At 35.8% G+C, this 16930-nt stretch carries 15 protein-coding genes and 1 pseudogene; 11 read left to right on the forward strand and 5 right to left on the reverse strand.

The features are described from left to right. From ACWNCI_RS02870 to ilvA, 11 genes are all read left to right on the forward strand, one after another. Positions 1-3012, forward strand: coding sequence for a lantibiotic dehydratase (locus ACWNCI_RS02870; RefSeq protein WP_449387115.1), 3012 nt, complete (start codon positions 1-3; stop codon positions 3010-3012). 5 nt (positions 3013-3017) lie between these two features. Next, positions 3018-4223 (forward strand): sensor histidine kinase, encoded by a 1206-nt coding sequence (locus tag ACWNCI_RS02875; protein ID WP_449387116.1) that lies wholly within the window; start codon positions 3018-3020, stop codon positions 4221-4223. Next, positions 4189-4893 (forward strand): LytR/AlgR family response regulator transcription factor, encoded by a 705-nt coding sequence (locus tag ACWNCI_RS02880; protein ID WP_449387117.1) that lies wholly within the window; start codon positions 4189-4191, stop codon positions 4891-4893. Before ACWNCI_RS02875 ends, ACWNCI_RS02880 begins: the two co-directional genes overlap by 35 nt. A 289-nt stretch (positions 4894-5182) precedes the next feature. After that, positions 5183-5317: a hypothetical protein gene (locus ACWNCI_RS02885; protein WP_346985613.1), complete on the forward strand. Its 135-nt coding sequence runs from the start codon at positions 5183-5185 to the stop codon at positions 5315-5317. A gap of 20 nt (positions 5318-5337) precedes the next feature. After that, positions 5338-5676 (forward strand): hypothetical protein, encoded by a 339-nt coding sequence (locus ACWNCI_RS02890; protein WP_449387118.1) that lies wholly within the window; start codon positions 5338-5340, stop codon positions 5674-5676. A gap of 577 nt (positions 5677-6253) precedes the next feature. Next, positions 6254-7156: a branched-chain amino acid transaminase gene (locus ACWNCI_RS02895; protein ID WP_449387119.1), complete on the forward strand. Its 903-nt coding sequence runs from the start codon at positions 6254-6256 to the stop codon at positions 7154-7156. Then, positions 7149-8834, forward strand: coding sequence for a dihydroxy-acid dehydratase (gene ilvD / locus ACWNCI_RS02900; RefSeq protein ID WP_449387120.1), 1686 nt, complete (start codon positions 7149-7151; stop codon positions 8832-8834). The genes ACWNCI_RS02895 and ilvD overlap by 8 nt, the downstream gene beginning before the upstream one ends. A 76-nt stretch (positions 8835-8910) precedes the next feature. Beyond that, entirely contained in the window at positions 8911-10653 is a 1743-nt protein-coding gene (gene ilvB / locus ACWNCI_RS02905; protein ID WP_449387121.1) for a biosynthetic-type acetolactate synthase large subunit, read from the forward strand. 10 nt (positions 10654-10663) lie between these two features. After that, positions 10664-11254, forward strand: coding sequence for an acetolactate synthase small subunit (gene ilvN, locus ACWNCI_RS02910; RefSeq protein ID WP_449387122.1), 591 nt, complete (start codon positions 10664-10666; stop codon positions 11252-11254). Between the two features lie 45 nt (positions 11255-11299). Further along, a complete protein-coding gene (gene ilvC, locus ACWNCI_RS02915) occupies positions 11300-12781 on the forward strand; it encodes a ketol-acid reductoisomerase (RefSeq protein WP_449387123.1) in 1482 nt (493 codons plus the stop codon). Positions 12782-12792: 11 nt separating this feature from the next. Then, positions 12793-14052: a threonine ammonia-lyase gene (gene ilvA, locus ACWNCI_RS02920; protein WP_449387124.1), complete on the forward strand. Its 1260-nt coding sequence runs from the start codon at positions 12793-12795 to the stop codon at positions 14050-14052. 384 nt (positions 14053-14436) lie between these two features. Here the strand turns inward: ilvA and ACWNCI_RS02925 are convergent, their stop codons facing one another. From ACWNCI_RS02925 to ACWNCI_RS02945, 5 genes and pseudogenes are all read right to left on the reverse strand, one after another. Further along, positions 14437-14856 carry a hypothetical protein gene (locus tag ACWNCI_RS02925; RefSeq protein ID WP_449387125.1) on the reverse strand — a complete coding sequence of 140 codons (420 nt, stop codon included), beginning with the start codon at positions 14854-14856 and terminating at the stop codon, positions 14437-14439. A gap of 3 nt (positions 14857-14859) precedes the next feature. Then, positions 14860-15138, reverse strand: coding sequence for a hypothetical protein (locus ACWNCI_RS02930; protein WP_449387126.1), 279 nt, complete (start codon positions 15136-15138; stop codon positions 14860-14862). 207 nt (positions 15139-15345) lie between these two features. After that, a pseudogene (locus ACWNCI_RS02935) lies at positions 15346-15426 on the reverse strand (IS1 family transposase); the annotation flags it as partial. Between the two features lie 254 nt (positions 15427-15680). Next, entirely contained in the window at positions 15681-16034 is a 354-nt protein-coding gene (locus ACWNCI_RS02940) for a hypothetical protein (protein ID WP_449387127.1), read from the reverse strand. Positions 16035-16043: 9 nt separating this feature from the next. After that, positions 16044-16925, reverse strand: a complete 882-nt coding sequence (locus ACWNCI_RS02945; RefSeq protein ID WP_449387128.1) for a hypothetical protein — start codon at positions 16923-16925, stop codon at positions 16044-16046. Between the last annotated feature and the right edge of the window lie 5 nt (positions 16926-16930).

The following is a 16930-nucleotide window of genomic DNA, read 5'->3' on the forward strand; positions in this document are numbered from 1 at the left end:
ATGCTAAAAGAAAATTCATTTAGAAATTATCGGAGATATATCATAAGAAAGCCTTCTTTTTCTTATGATATTCTTTTTTTGGAAAATAACAAAACAAAGCCTCTGGATGAGGTTGTACACAATTTATTAGAGAATCCTCTTTTTACAACATCCATTTTTTGGAGTTCTCCGGATCTTTATGAAACTATTCAGTTATATAAAGCAGGAACATTAAAAAAATTGAAGGAAGAAAAACTATTCAGCACCTTAAAAAAATATGCACTCAGAGCCAGTACGAGAGCAACACCCTACGGAACTTTTGCCGGGCTGGGAATCATGGATCTGGATAAAGAACATCAACATCAAAGCAGACGTGTTGCCAGGATAGATCTGGCATTTTTAGATGAACTAAAAAATACAATCGCAAACGATGAAAAAATAAAACCGTGGCTGAAATACAAGATTAATAATTCGGCCTACGAGATAGCAGATAATTACAGATTTACAGAACCCGTTTTATCAGAGAAAGAAAATAAGGTAGAATATCAGCTTAGCTCATTAGAAAAAACAGAATTTATAGATCTTATTTATGATACGCTGGGGCAGAAAGGTAATGCTACTTTGCAAGAAATCAGATCAATTCTTCCTGACAGCTTTACAGACGAAGAAATAAATGAATTCATTGTTGATTTGATTGATTCAGGATTTTTGGTATGCGAAATTTCAGATGTAAAAAGCCTTGACAGCTTAAATTCAATAATCAGTACCATCGAAGATCAGTGTTTTTCCGCCGGCAAGCCGTATTCAGTTTTAATGAAAAAATTAATGGATTGTATTTCTCTCATAAACAGTACGGAACCGGATTATTTACCATTGAAAGAAATCAATGAACTTGAAAATCTTGCGGATCAGCATGAAATTACTTCCAGACATTTTTTTCATATAGATTTTATAAACAGCGACAAACACAATTTAAAATATAAGGAACTCTTCGACACATACGCTTCTGATATATCGTCAGCTATACATTTTGTTGGAAAAATTTCGAATAATGAATCAAGCATTGATAAACAGATAAAAAATTTTATTAATGTTTTCAGAGTTAAATACGAAAATCAGGAATTACCGCTTCTAAAGGTTTTAGACAATGAATTTGGTATAGGATTCCCTGCCGAGAAATCGCTGGGAAATGTACCATACGATGATTATTTTTCAGAAACTGAGAAAAATAATAGTAGCGAAAGTAAAATAATCACTCAACAACCAAGAGCAGACTGGCTGTATGATAAAATAGAAAACTCCGGACAGGCTTACACATTGGAAATAAAAGACTCGGATATCCCGAATAATCCTGTTGCTAATAAGAAAATTCCTGAAAATATTACGTTAATGGGAAGTTTTCATCAGGATCAATTCTTCATCCAGAATATTGGAGGCGCGAATGCTTCTCTTATTGGAAGGTTTGCTTATTTGGATCACGAAATAGAAAAATTGTGTTTTGATATTCGTAATAATGAAAAAATTAATAATCCGGATATCATTTTTGCCGATATTCGCCATATTCCTGCCGGGAAAATAGGTAATGTTACGCGTAATAATTCATTTTCAGATTATGAAATATGCTTTCTTACAGAAGGTTCTGTGAAAGAAGAAAACCAGATTTTATTAAACGATTTAATGATTTCTATTGAAAATGATGAGGTGATTATAAGATCAAAAAGCCTGGATAAAAGAATTATTCCAAGGCTGTCGAATGCATATAATTTCAGCAGCAGCACAATTCCTGCCTTTAGATTTTTATGCTCACTGCAATATCAGAATGTATCGGGATTAAGCTTTAGTTTAGATTACAATTTTGGTCATAAAAGATTTTTCCCGAGAATCGTTTATAAAAAAATCATTTTACACAGGGCAAGCTGGATTCTTAGAGAACAAGATGTTGCAGAAATTTTAAGACAAAACTCACCTGTAAATGCGCTGAAAGATCATCTGGAAGATATTCAGATACAGCAATTTGTTTCGCTGATAGATGGTGACAACGAATTGTTTTTAGATCTTCATAATGACTCATATCTCATTCTGCTTCTGGAGGAAATCCGCAAAAAAAATAAAGTTGTCCTGGCAGAATGGTTGATGCCTTTGGAAGATCTGAAATCGGCAGACCAGGTGATTATTCCATATAGAAATAGCAGTTCTTATCAATTTGGTTTACCTGCGGGAAAAAAGCATAAAGAAGGTATTCCGAGGGATTTCATACCCGGTTCGGAATGGTTTTATACCAAAATATATTGCAGTTCACCTTTTTCAGATGTTTTAATAAAAGATGTATTGGAGCCGTTATTATCTGCCTGGAAATCAAGCGGACTGATCAGGTCATTCTTTTTTATCAGATATACAGATCCGCATTATCATATCAGATTAAGATTAAATTTAAAAGATAATTCCTGCTTTTCTGAGATTTTGCAGAGCTTTTATAAGGCTGTTGATCCGTTTATGAAAAATCATGCGATCTGGAATATCCAGTTAGATACATACAAACGCGAGATTGAAAGGTATGGTGAAGACAACATGGAAGATACGGAACTGTTATTTTATTATGACAGCAGTTTTTTTATTAATTGCCTTGCTGCGGGATATTTTGATGAAGATGAAGATCACAGAGTTTTTTCAGCTATAAAAAATATAGACAGCTATCTATCTTCTTTTGATCTTTGTCTGAATGACAAATTTTATTTTTGTAAAGAAATGGAATCTGCATTCGAATCGGAATTTGATCAGAATATGAAAAAATCATTATATTCAAAATATAGATCATATTCAAAGTCTTTGTATAATTACATGAAAAGCGCAGAACTGAATGATGCCTTTGCACAAAGAGAAAGAGAAATAAAAAAACTGAATCTCAGCAGAGAAAACCTGCCCAGCTTTATTCATATGAGCATCAACAGGTGGTTTGATTCCAGCCAGAGATTATTTGAATATATGTGCTATATTTTTTTAAAGAATTATTATAACAGACTGTTAAACAATTAATACTAATGAGCTTTTCTAAAAAAGAGAATGGTTTTCTCACGTTTGCCGGATTTATAAATTTTATAAAACACAAAGAACAATATAATGTAGGCATTAGGATTTTATCGCATGTTTTTATGTGGCTGTCGTTCACGCTTTTGCTTTTTTTCGATTACTATCTTGCTCTTAATATCTCCTTTGGGCAGTCTATGTTTTTGGCTGTAAGAGTATTAGTAAGCAGTGCTGTTGTTTTTTATCTGTTTTTTTACGGCTTTTTACCCTATGCAAAGAAGAGTAATAGCTTATGGACAATCATTATCGTTGCCCCGTTGCTTATCCTTACATGGCTGTTTATAAACAATTCTTTCTATGTCGCGGCAGTTTATTTAAAATACGATATATCCAACCTTTATCCGATCATGGGGAAAGATAAGAATTACCGCCCAAATCTGATGGAAGTATTTAAGCTGAAATTTATTATTCTCAACACATTATCGGTTATTTATTCGCTGTCTCCTTTCTTTTTTACGAAAATCATTGTAGATGTTACAAGGCTCAATGAAGCAAAATTGCGTATCCAGAAACAAAAGTCAGACCTGGAGATCAACAACATCAATATTGAGAAAGATTTCTTAAAAGCACAGCTTAATCCTCACTTTTTATTCAATACCCTTAACAATTTATACGCACTAACTGTAAAAAAAGATGATAAAGCTCCTGAAATTGTGTTAAATTTGTCGGATATAATGGCATATACCTTATATGAATCAAATACAGAGAAGGTTTCTTTACAGAAAGAGTTAGAATTTATTTCAAATTATTTTGCATTAGAAAGAATGCGTTATCCTGAAGGTAAAAAAATAACGCTTACTGTAAATGAGGAACATCCGGGAAAGGATTACCAAATTGCACCATTACTCACGTTTGTATTCATAGAAAATGCCTTTAAATATGGTTTAAAAAGCACAAAAGAACAATTTGTAAACGTTATTATCGATATCCGGGACAATGCATTTTTCTTTGTCATAGAAAACGATACTGAAAATGCGAATATATCTGACAGAAGCAATAAATATTTTGGAGGCATCGGCCTTCTGAATGCCAAAAAGCGCCTGTTCCTATTATATCCAAATAGGCATGAGCTGTCTGTGGAAGATAAAAACGGAGTTTACAAAGTTTCTTTAAATATTAGTTTGAATGAGCAAAGTACTACGTTGTATAGTGATCGATGACGAACCTTTAGGAAGAGAAGTCATAGAAAGTTTTATTGAAAAAATACCGTTTATCACCTTATCATCTTCATTTGGGGATCCGCTTGAAGCATTAGACTATCTGCAGAAGGCTGAGGTCGATATTGTACTGACTGATATTCAGATGCCCAAAATAAACGGTCTTGAGCTCATACAATCTTTACAGAATCCTCCCGCCGTAATTTTCATCACTGCACACCGCGATTTTGCTCTGGATGGTTTCGATACAGGTGCTACAGACTATCTGGTGAAGCCCGTTCGGTTTGATCGTTTTTTAAAAGCCGTAAATCGCGCAAAAGATTATATCGAAAATACAAAGAAGCCTAAGAAAGAAGCTTTAACCGACAGAATTTTTATTAAAACAGAAGGAAAATTAGTCAAAATTCTGCTCAAAGATATTTTATATGTCGAAGCTCAGGGTGACTATTTAAAGATTGCCACCGAAAAAAAATCTTACACCACACTTTCTACCATGAAATCTATGGATGGGGCGCTTAAACTTCCGGATTTTTTCAGAGTACAGCGTTCTTTTATTGTTAATGTATCCGCTGTGCAGGCCATAAACGGAAATATGGTGGAACTTAATAATGGTAAAGTCATTTCTTTGGCAGTAAGCAAAAAAGAAGAGCTATTCAATTTACTTGGCTTATGATCTATAAGATTTTCTAATCCTTTTAATCCTTAATTTAATAAATCAGTAATCAAAGTTTTTTAATCTTTGACCATTGTGCTGTTACATAATATCTTCTCTAAAGGAACGAAGATATTTCAATTTTCATCAATGTTTCTTATCTCTTTTTTAAAAATTTAACGGTTTTCTCTAATAATCAATTTTTTTTAAACCTTCATTTTCATCTTTCTGTCGGACTTATTTGAGTTTTCGGCGAACGATTTTGTTTTCGGTTGTGTTCTGATACATTTTTGTATCAAAATTAATAGCCATGAAAACTGAAACTAAAAAACAAGAACTTAATAAGTTAAGAGTGAAAAAGAAAGTTGTGAAAAAATCTGGAAGTTCAAAAGATATTACAACGATGGAATCTACAACACCTACAATAACCTGGACAATTTTTTGAGTACTGCAATTAAATGCTTCATGGTAAGCAGCAATGATTTGATGATTAACAAGCTAACAACGTTTGTTGAGAAAACCTATTTTTTAGAAATTTTTGATGACGAAGAGCTTGTTTTCGAAGATGGATATCCGATGTTCATGTTTTTCGATATGGATTCCTGGAAAATTGGAGTTCAGAATATGAAAAAAATTCTTTCGCTGCCTTTCCTGCCCGTTTTCATTTCATCGGTATATTCCCGTGATATTGTTAACCAGATTATGGGACCAGGTTTTTCATGCTTTGGCTTTTTAAATAAAAAATCAAGCTATGACGATTTTATTAAAGAGATAAGCGGGATCATTGATGAAAGATATAAATGAAAAATCACCTATCCATCATAAATGTAAAAAACACTTTTATAATATTGCTTCTATCATAAATACGTCAAATGCTACTGTTCATTTGACGTATTTTTTTTATTTTCAATGGTAAAAACTTCTCTTATTTAGATGAATTTTTTGTTTCAAATCAATCAATTTCCAGGTAATTTTTATAATAAATACTTTACTTTTTATATTTAAAGATGAATTTCGTTACAAATAATACTGGATAAAACACAATTTTAGGCATCGTAGTTTTCTTAAGTTGTGCAACCTGAAAATCAGTGCTTTATAAGATATTTTCGTTTTGTTGAATATCGTGAAAAAATCAATAATCATTATGGTTTTCATATTTAAGAGCTGAATTTTTTACCTTTCCCTTAATAAAGTTTATATATTTGTATCGTTAAACAAAACAGATGAACAATTCAGTAATTATTATTGTCATTTCTATTATTATCGGATTTCCGGTGATGAGTATTGGCTTGTGATAATTATTGAAATTGAAATAATACAGACCATTCTCATCTCGAGAATGGTTTTTTTTTGAAAAACAGATAAAAATAAATTATAAAGAATGTATTACAATGACGACAGTGTCCTCTTTTTTGATGGGGAATATGTAAAAGCGAAAGACGCCAAAACCGACTTATACGGGCAATCACTACACTACGGATATGCTGTTTTCGAGGGAATCAAATCTTATAAAACTGCCCATGGAACCAAAATTTTCAAAGCAGAAGAACATTACGACAGACTCAGAAGGTCTGCGAAGACGATGATGATGCCTTTCGATTATTCAACTGAAGAAATGGTGGAAACTACTTACAAGCTTTTGAAAATGAATAATTTGAGTAACGCTTACATCCGTCCGTTGGTCATTTGTTCTCCCAATATGGCACTGTCAAAAGGTCAGAAAAGTTATCTTGTTATTGAGGCTTGGAATTGGGACAATGGCTATATGGCCAATCAAATGAGAATTATGACGTCTTCATTTGAGCGCCCGAATCCCAAAGCTTTTAAAGTGGAAGCAAAAGTGAGCGGTCATTATGTGAATTCAATTTTAGCCTGTCAGGAAGCAAAAGATAAAGGTTTTGATGAAGCTTTGGTTTTGGATGCAGATGGAAACGTGGCAGAAAGTTCCGGTGCCAATATCTTCTTCGAAAAAGACGGAAAACTTTTCACGCCTGCAAAAGGAAGCATTCTTCCAGGAATTACAAGAGCTACAGTTTTCGAAATCTGTGACCAACTGGGAATTCCTTACGAAGAAAAATTCTTCAAACCAGAAGAGATGAAGGGCGCAGATGCAGGTTTTTTCTGTGGAACAGCTGCCGAGATCGTAGCATTGGATTCTCTTGATAATGTTCCTTTCAAACTGAATTGGGAAGATAGTTTATCATCCAAAATTCAACAAGCTTACCGTCATCTTGTGTTAGAAGAAGATTATTCATATTTGAAATCGAACCTGCAATATGTGTAATACAGAACTGAACAAATATTCCAAAACATTAACTAAAGACCCAACGCAACCCGCAACTCAGGCGATGTATTACGGGATTGGTTTTCAAGAGGAAGATTTTGACAAAGCGCAGATCGGGATTGCAAGTATGGGCTATGACGGCAATACTTGTAATATGCACCTAAACGGTTTGGCGGAAATCGTAAAAAAAGGCGTCAAAGAACAAAACTTAGTTGGATTAATGTTCCACACCATCGGAATCAGTGATGGAATGACCAATGGAACAGATGGTATGCGTTACTCGCTCGTCAGTCGCGATATTATTGCAGATTCTATCGAGGCTGTTTGTGCGGGTCAATATTACGACGGATTGATTACCGTTCCGGGTTGCGACAAAAATATGCCGGGTTCTTTGATGGCGATGGCAAGATTGGACCGTCCTTCGATAATGGTTTATGGCGGAAGCATTGCGCCGGGACATTACAAAGGTCAGGATTTGAATATTGTTTCGGCTTTCGAAGCTTTAGGAAACAAAATTGCCGGAAAACTTTCCGAAGAAGATTTTCAAGGTGTGATAAAAAATTCCTGTCCGAGTGCAGGTGCATGCGGCGGAATGTACACAGCCAATACAATGGCTTCCGCAATCGAAGCATTAGGAATGAGTCTGCCTTATTCATCCTCTTATCCTGCATTGAGTAAAGAGAAAAAAGAAGAATGTCAGTTCGCCGGACATTATGTGAAAATCCTTTTGGAGAAAGACATCAAACCTTCCGATATAATGACACCAAAAGCATTTGAAAATGCTTTAAGATTGATTATGATTTTAGGCGGAAGTACAAATGCAGTTATCCATTTTATAGCAATTGCAAAATCTATCGGATATGATTTGACTTTGGATGATTTCCAAAAAATCAGCGATGAAACACCATTTTTAGCCGACCTTAAACCAAGTGGAAAATACCTGATGGAAGACCTTCATAATGTCGGCGGCGTTCCAGCGGTGATGAAATATCTATTGGATCTGGGTTTGCTTCACGGCGATTGTTTGACGGTAACTGGAAAAACGATAGCTGAAAATCTTGAGCACGTGACTTCGATTATTGACAGACAACAAAATATCATTCACGATATCAAAGACCCAATCAAAGCGACAGGACATATCAGAATCCTGTACGGAAATCTTGCTGAGAAAGGTTCTGTTGCAAAAATTACGGGTAAAGAAGGTGATTACTTCAAAGGAACAGCCATCGTTTTTGACGGCGAAAAGGAATTCATAAAAGGCATCGAAGATAAAAAAATCAAAGAAGGAAATGTAGTTGTCATCAAAAACGAAGGACCAAAAGGTGCGCCCGGAATGCCGGAAATGCTGAAACCAACTTCCGCTTTGATGGGTTCTGGTCTCGGTAAAAATGTAGCCTTGATTACAGATGGAAGATTTTCTGGAGGAACACACGGTTTTGTTGTCGGTCATATTACGCCGGAAGCATTTGCCGGAGGATTGATTGGATTAATAAAAGATGGCGATTTGATTGAATTAGATGCTGAAAAAAATACCATCAATGCACTTTTATCAGATGAAGAAATTGCCAAAAGAAAAGCAGAGTTCCAACAACCAGAATACAAAGTGAAGCGAGGCGTGCTGTACAAATATGCAAAGTCTGTAGCAGATGCATCACAAGGTTGTGTAACTGATTTGTAAATCAATAGGAATGGGCTTTAGCCCATTTTTGTAAGAAAAAATTATTAGGCTTTAGCCAAAAATTAAAATAATTAGTATGAATAATACCATTTCACAAGTAGAAAATACAGAACTGGAACAGCCAAAATCGATAGAAATCTCCGGTTCAAAAGCCGTTTTAGAAGCTTTGTTGCAGGAAAATGTACATACAGTTTTCGGTTATCCTGGTGGCGCAATTATGCCAATCTACGACGCTTTGTACGACTATTCCGACAAACTGAAACATATTTTGGTTCGTCACGAGCAAGGCGCAATCCACGCAGCGCAGGGATTTGCGAGAACTTCCGGAAAAACTGGAGTCGTGTTCGCAACAAGTGGCCCGGGTGCAACCAATTTGGTAACAGGTTTGGCAGATGCAATGATAGACAGCAATCCGATTGTCTGCATTACAGGTCAGGTTTTCGCCTCACTTTTGGGAACGGATGCTTTTCAGGAAACAGATGTCATCAACATTACAACGCCAGTCACAAAATGGAATTATCAAGTAACTGACGCAACCGAAATTCCGGAAGCAATTGCCAAGGCTTTTCATATCGCAAGCACAGGTCGTCCAGGACCAGTTTTGATTGACATTACTAAAAATGCTCAAATACAATTATTCGAATATTTGGGTTACAAAAAGTGCAACCACATCCGAAGTTACCGGCCCGAACCGGAAATCAGAAATGAATATATCGAGCAGGCTGCAGAACTCATCAACCAAGCTAAAAAACCATTTGTCGTTTTTGGCCAAGGAGTGATTTTAGGAAAAGCTGAAGAGGAATTCAAAGCTTTTATTGAGAAGGTTAATCTTCCTGCAGCAGCAACTGTAATGGGATTAAGTGCTTTGGAAACGAATCATCCTTTACACGTCGGAATGTTGGGAATGCACGGCAATTATGCACCAAACGTTATGACCAATGAATGTGATGTTCTGATTGCAGTCGGAATGCGTTTCGATGACAGAGTTACTGGGCGTTTGGACAAATATGCGAAGCAAGCAAAGATTATTCATCTTGATATTGACCCCGCCGAAATCGATAAAAATGTGAAAACCACAGTTCCGGTTTGGGGAAATTGCAAAAAAACTTTACCAATGTTAACGGCTCTTCTCAAAGAAAATGACCATTCTGCTTGGTTAAATGAATTCCGTGAATTGGAAAAAGAAGAAATCAAAGAAGTCATCCAGGAAGAACTCAATCCAACAACTGAAGTTTTGACAATGGGAGAAGTCATCAAAGTTTTGAATGATTTGACAAATGGCGAGGCAATCATCGCAACAGACGTTGGCCAGCATCAGATGGTTACTTGCCGATATGCGAAATTCAATAATTCTAAATCCAGCGTCACATCGGGCGGATTGGGAACGATGGGATTTGGTTTGCCAGCTGCGATTGGAGCCTGGTATGGCGCACCGGAAAAAACAGTTGTCGCCATTATTGGAGACGGCGGATTCCAAATGACGTTGCAGGAATTGGGAACAATTATGCAGTTCGGAGCGAAAGTCAAAATTATGATTCTCAACAACGAATTTCTTGGAATGGTAAGACAGTGGCAGCAATTGTTCAATGAGAGGCGCTATTCTTTTGTTAATATCACAAGTCCGGATTTCGTTGCAGTTGCAAAAGCTTATTACATCGATGGACAAAGGATTTCCGAGAGAAAAGATTTAAAAAACGCTTTGGAAACAATGCTAAATCACGATGGCGCTTATCTTCTGGAAGTAATGGTTGGGAAAGAAAATAACGTATTCCCAATGGTAACGCAAGGTTCATCGGTTTCCGAGATTCGTTTAAAATAAAAAGACTAAAATGGAAAAACAAGAATTTACCATCACATTATATACAGAAAATTCTGTTGGCTTAATTGGCAGAATATCAGGGATTTTCTCCCGAAGAAAAATCAATATCGAGAGTTTGAACACGTCGCCTTCAGAAGTGGAAGGTATTCACAGATTCACAATTCTCATTAATGAAACCGAGGAAGTTGTAAGGAAACTTTGCCGTCAATTAGAAAAACAAATCGATATTCTAAAAGCTTATTTCAATACAGACGATGAGATTGTTTGGCAGGAACAAGCACTTTACAAAGTTCCCGCAAATGTCGTGACAGAGAAGGTTTATGTGGAAAGATTACTTCGCCAATATGGCGCATCCACGGTTGTGATTCGTCAGGATTATATCGTTTTCGAAACAGCAGGACATCGTGAAGAAATCGATCGATTAACGGAAGAACTAAACAAATACGGTCTCATCGAATTTGTAAGAGGCGCAAGAATAGCCATCATCAAAAACAGCAAGGGAATCCACGACAAAGTCCTCGAATTTGAAAGAAGAGAACCTTCCGCCGAAATCGTAGAAAACGAATTTCTGGACAAACGAGACGACGTTTTCACAATGTAATTAAAAAAAATCATTTATCAATAATCATTTATCAATTATAATATAATGGCAAATTATTTCAATACCTTATCACTCAGAGACCAGTTACACCAGTTAGGACAGGCAGATTTTATGGACAGTTCAGAGTTTTCTGACGGCATTTCTGCGTTGAAAGGAAAGAAAATCGTAGTTGTAGGATGCGGAGCTCAAGGTCTTAATCAAGGTCTTAATCTGAGAGACAGCGGACTGGATGTTTCTTACGCATTGCGTCAGGAAGCAATCGATCAGAAAAGAGATTCCTGGAAGAACGCAACCGAAAATAACTTCAGAGTCGGGACTTACGAAGAACTGATTCCCACAGCGGATTTGGTCATCAATCTCACGCCGGATAAGCAGCATGCTTCTGTTATCAATGCTGTGCAGCCTTTGATGAAAGAAGGCGCAACGTTGTCCTATTCTCACGGTTTCAATATCGTGGAAGAAGGAATGCAGATCCGTAAAGATTTGACGGTAATTATGGTCGCTCCAAAATGTCCGGGTTCCGAAGTTCGTGCCGAATATCTGCGTGGTTTCGGTGTTCCGACTTTGATTGCCGTTCATCCGGAAAATGATCCGCAAGGCAAAGGCTGGGCAGAAGCAAAAGCTTATTGCGTGGGAACTGGCGGACATAAAGCCGGCGTTTTGAAATCGTCTTTCGTTGCAGAAGTAAAATCAGATCTGATGGGAGAACAGACCATTTTGTGTGGGCTTTTACAAACAGGTTCTATACTTTCTTTTGATAAAATGGTGGAGAAAGGTATCGATCCGGGTTACGCTTCCAAATTGGTTCAATACGGCGTTGAGGTCATCACAGAAGCCTTGAAACACGGAGGAGTTAGCGGAATGTTGGACAGACTATCAAATCCTGCAAAACTGAAAGCTTTCGAATTGTCCGAAGAACTAAAGGACATTATGCGTCCGCTTTTCCAAAAACATCAGGATGATATTATCTCCGGAGAATTCTCCAAAACAATGATGGAAGACTGGGCAAACGGCGACGCCAATCTGTTGAAATGGCGTGCTGAAACAGGAGAAACGGCTTTCGAAAAAACACCTGCAGGCGATGTGAAAATCGATGAACAGGAATATTTTGACAACTATCTTTTGATGTCGGCGTTCATCAGAGCCGGCGTTGAATTGGCTTTCGAAACGATGGTTGAAGCGGGCATCAAACCAGAATCTGCTTATTACGAATCATTGCATGAAACACCGTTGATTGCCAACACCATTGCAAGAAAAAAACTTTTCGAGATGAACCGTGTGATTTCTGACACCGCAGAATACGGCTGTTACCTTTTCGACCAGGCTTGCAAGCCTTTGCTGGCGGATTTTATGAAAAGCGTAGAGGCCGATCTGGCTGGTAAAGATTTTAATGACGGAAAAAATGCCTCGGTCGATAATGCGAAATTGGTTTATGTAAATGATATTTTGAGAAATCATCCGGTGGAAATTGTCGGTAGAAGATTACGTAAAGCCATGACAGCGATGAAATCTATCAAAACGGAATAATATACAGGTAGATGAATGAAACCTTAACATTTCCAACTTTGGAAGCGGTGAAAAGAGCCAGGAAGAGTATAGAAAACGTTGTAAACTATACCCCCTTGCAATATAATGCCCAATTATCAGAAAAATTTGAAGCCAGTATCTTTCTTAAAAGAGAAGACCTGCAGCCGGTGAGATCTTACAAGTTAAGAGGGGCCTATAATAAAATCAAAAGTCTCTTTGAGCAGGACGAAATTTCTGACGGAATTGTCTGTGCCAGTGCCGGAAACCATGCTCAGGGTGTAGCTTTTTCGTGCAAACAGCTCCAGATTAAAGGAACTATTTTTATGCCGGTGACCACTCCAAAACAAAAACTGGAGCAGGTAGAAATGTTTGGGGGAAGGTTCGTTGAAATCAGGCTGGTTGGAGATAGTTTTGACGCCTCAAAAACTGCAGCTTTTCATTTTGCGGAATCTTCAGGTGCGGCATTTATTCATCCTTTTGACGATGTTCAGATTATTGAAGGGCAGGGAACACTGGCACTGGAAATTTTAGAGCAGAAAGATGCAATTGATTTTATATTTATGCCGATTGGCGGCGGTGGCTTAGCTTCGGGAGTTGCTACGGTTTTTAAAGCATTATCAAAAGAAACCCGATTGATCGGAGCAGAACCGAAAGGTGCATCTTCCATGAAAACTTCGATTGATAATAATCTCAATACAGAATTGTCTGAAGTTGATGGATTTGTAGACGGTGCCGCAGTGAAAAGAGTAGGGGATCTGACTTTTGAGATTTGCAAAAATGCGCTTAATGACTGTATCCCTGTAGATGAAGGTAAAATTTGTGATACGATTCTTCAGCTGTATAATAAAGATGCTATTGTTTTGGAGCCGGCCGGAGCTTTGTCTATTTCAGCTTTGGAACAATACCGAGAGCAGATTAAAGGGAAAAATGTGGTTTGTATTGTCAGCGGAAGCAATAATGATATTACCAGGATGGAAGAAATCAAGGAGCGTGCTTTGCTATACAATGGGCTGAAGCACTATTTTATGGTGAAATTTCCCCAGCGGCCCGGTTCTCTGAAAGATTTTGTCCTCAATGTATTGGGCCCGAATGATGATATTACCCATTTCGAATATACCAAAAAAAACTCCAGAGAAACGGCTTTGGCAATTGTTGGAATAGAGTTGTCCCATCCATCCGAATTTTCCGGTTTAAGGTTAAGAATGCAGCAATTGGGCTATTTTAAATCTTACCTTAATGATAATCCTGATATTTTGAATATGATGGTTTGAAAACCATATTTTTATTAGTACTAATATGAAAGATTTTCAACATTATATCCTTCATGCTTCAACCCAAACGGATAGTAGTTGTTTTCTTCAAGAACTAATACGCTGCCATTTGAGTTTTTAAAGTAGCTTAAACGAACTGAACTTTGTTCGTAGTCTTCGTAAAAGCTTCTCTTTTACTCGTCTATCCAAATAGTCTGTATTGTATAGCTGTAAATATATAGATTTTTTTAAGGTTTTTATATTAACATAAAATAAAACAGATGATCTAAATGACCATCTGTTTTTTATTAATTTATTTAAGATTTTCTCCTTAATGTTGATCAAAATCAACACATCTGAAACATGATCATTAATACATAAATAAATATACTTTTTAATGTAACTTTATTTTATGCTTCTTGTAGTAATCTCTTCAATGATCCATTTATTAGGAGTAAATTCACTAAGAAAAGGATAAAAGCATAATGCTGTAACGCTATCTTGATTCCACATTACAACGAAGGCCAAATTATCGTTAATGATAACTTTTTTTACTAAAAAATTATAACCATCCTTCTTTTCTGGAGCAATTAATATTTTTAAATCTTTATTGTTATAAATTGACTCTTTATTAATTAGATAATTATTAGGGTCAATAATTAATATCTTATTATTTTTTGAATATGGTTTAAGTTTATAATAAACATTTTTATCCATAAAGAATTGCTTTATGAAATTTTCTTTAGTAGAATCAAGTTTATGCTGGGAAAAGCAAAATGGACTAATAAATAATAATAAATAGGTATATAAGTTAATTGTCTTCATGTTTTATTTATATATATTCGATAATATTTTTTGATTTTTTTTGACATAATATTTTAAATAATCTGAAATGTTACTTCCGTAATTACCGCTATCTATTCCCCATCTAGGTTTTTCGTTGACAGAAGGGCCTAAATTTAGGATGTACATTCTAGCTTCAAAAGCTTTACCATGTTCTGAAACTCCATCTATTGGGTTACAAAATTTATTTAAAATACTCAAAAATCCTGCATTTTTAATATTACTTCCCCAATGCGCACCTTCATGCCCTATTACTGATGACATATAAAATAGATTTGTAAGACCAGTTATTGTATTTGGATTTCTATCTGCATTTTCAAACCATACTAGTACCTCTTTACTTAACCACCGACTGTATTTCTTAAATAGCTCAGGCGTACATTTCCCAAATGGTCTGTATAGCTGTAAATATACCGACTTTTTATGAAATCATAATAGCTTTCTGAAGTAGAAAACAAGCCGTGATTGCATTTTTACAATATTTTTAGAATAGCAATTAGTACAAATTCCTGCATCACTAACTTTGATACACGAGGAATGATCTTCAATCATTTAAGAGTGTTTTTACCGACAAAAATAAACAAGAGTAGGGAATGCCTACTCTTATTTTCTATTAATATATTTTTAATTTTTATTGATTTTCAATAGTTTAATGATTGGGAATTATGCCATCACTAACTTTGATACACTACCCAGATGATCCAAATGACCATCTGTTTTTCACTAAATTTATTTAAACTTTTTCCGTTAATTTCGATCAATAAAGAAAACCAATACATTTGGAAGATAATTCAAACGTAAAAATATTAGAAATTATCATAAAAAATTATTCCGATAATAATACTAAAATCTTCATTGCTAAAAATAGAACAACTTTTTTTCTCTCCATCAATTACTGATAATTGTATATTTTCTAAATCTGACTCTTGCATCTGTTTTACTACCTCTGCGTGTCCCTTAAAATGATTTTTTGTGTAAATACTCAAATCTAAACGATCATTATAAATCTCATATAAATGCTGTCTTGTTTGAATAAAATTTGTTGTAAAAATTTCTTTTTTAGTTTTAATTTTATCTATATAACTTTTGACTTGATCTAAATTATTTCTTATTTCATAGAGATCATTTATTATTTTATCGTTCATAATTAAATCATTCATATTTATCAATTATTTTATATATGGTGTCCAGGTTCCTCCATTCCAAGGGTTAATTTTTTGTGCTCCGAATACAGGACCAAAGACTTGCACTTCTCCTTCACCATGACGATCAAAAAAAGAAAGTCTTGATAAAGGGAAAGATTGTTTTAATATTATTCCTCCAGGCCCTCTTCTAGATGCAGAAAAATTTGCGACATCAATACTTGTACTCCAAGAAGTAAACATACTATTGTTATCACCTCTATTGTGTTGTAATGCCGTGGCACTTCCTCCCCATGGTATAACTATTCCCATATAAGCATTCGCTAAATCAGGATGCTTTCCATGAACCCCTCTATATAATGTAATCATTTCCTCAGGTTCACTATCAGTTGTCGTAGCTGGTATATCTATTGTTCCGGTGATAGGCTTTGAGTTAGGTGCAAATTGACTGTCACCATTTAACATTAATGGTATTGCAAATTGACCTGCTCTGGCAATTACTCCTATAGTTACAGCAATTTGTTCCCAAGCCGCAATCGATTCTGCTGCTGCAGATGATTCGGCAGCAACTCCTTCAGGAATTAAGGCAATATCTATTATTTCTGCTTTTACTGTATGCCCACCAGCAGTACTTTTCTTTCTTCCAAATAGATTTCTAAAGAAATTCCCAATACTTTTCCATATACTTTTCTTTGGGGTTGGATCAGTAGCGGTACTTCCTCCACCTTTACCTAAAATTGGTAGGATAGAAGAAATTTGATCATTACTCACTCCTAAGAAACCTAATACATCCGCAGAAACGCCTGTACCACCACTTCCATAATATTGCATCAATCCTCCGGTTAAGGTAAGACTTTCCATAGGAGCTTGTGCAGCTGCTGCTTTTCTTCCATCAGGATCAATAAACATCACAG

The organism is Chryseobacterium lineare, assembly GCF_977014045.1.

Excerpts from the sequence above, each read along its gene's own strand:
- ACWNCI_RS02870 (WP_449387115.1), top strand. The coding sequence starts at position 1 with ATGCTAAAAGAAAATTCATTTAGAAATTATCGGAGATATATCATAAGA.
- ACWNCI_RS02875 (WP_449387116.1), top strand. The coding sequence starts at position 3,018 with ATGAGCTTTTCTAAAAAAGAGAATGGTTTTCTCACGTTTGCCGGATTT.
- ACWNCI_RS02880 (WP_449387117.1), top strand. The coding sequence starts at position 4,189 with ATGAGCAAAGTACTACGTTGTATAGTGATCGATGACGAACCTTTAGGA.
- ACWNCI_RS02885 (WP_346985613.1), top strand. The coding sequence starts at position 5,183 with ATGAAAACTGAAACTAAAAAACAAGAACTTAATAAGTTAAGAGTGAAA.
- ACWNCI_RS02890 (WP_449387118.1), top strand. The coding sequence starts at position 5,338 with ATGGTAAGCAGCAATGATTTGATGATTAACAAGCTAACAACGTTTGTT.
- ACWNCI_RS02895 (WP_449387119.1), top strand. The coding sequence starts at position 6,254 with ATGTATTACAATGACGACAGTGTCCTCTTTTTTGATGGGGAATATGTA.
- ilvD (WP_449387120.1), top strand. The coding sequence starts at position 7,149 with ATGTGTAATACAGAACTGAACAAATATTCCAAAACATTAACTAAAGAC.
- ilvB (WP_449387121.1), top strand. The coding sequence starts at position 8,911 with ATGAATAATACCATTTCACAAGTAGAAAATACAGAACTGGAACAGCCA.
- ilvN (WP_449387122.1), top strand. The coding sequence starts at position 10,664 with ATGGAAAAACAAGAATTTACCATCACATTATATACAGAAAATTCTGTT.
- ilvC (WP_449387123.1), top strand. The coding sequence starts at position 11,300 with ATGGCAAATTATTTCAATACCTTATCACTCAGAGACCAGTTACACCAG.
- ilvA (WP_449387124.1), top strand. The coding sequence starts at position 12,793 with ATGAATGAAACCTTAACATTTCCAACTTTGGAAGCGGTGAAAAGAGCC.
- ACWNCI_RS02925 (WP_449387125.1), bottom strand. The coding sequence starts at position 14,856 with ATGAAGACAATTAACTTATATACCTATTTATTATTATTTATTAGTCCA.
- ACWNCI_RS02930 (WP_449387126.1), bottom strand. The coding sequence starts at position 15,138 with ATGTCATCAGTAATAGGGCATGAAGGTGCGCATTGGGGAAGTAATATT.
- ACWNCI_RS02940 (WP_449387127.1), bottom strand. The coding sequence starts at position 16,034 with ATGAATGATTTAATTATGAACGATAAAATAATAAATGATCTCTATGAA.
- ACWNCI_RS02945 (WP_449387128.1), bottom strand. The coding sequence starts at position 16,925 with ATGTTTATTGATCCTGATGGAAGAAAAGCAGCAGCTGCACAAGCTCCT.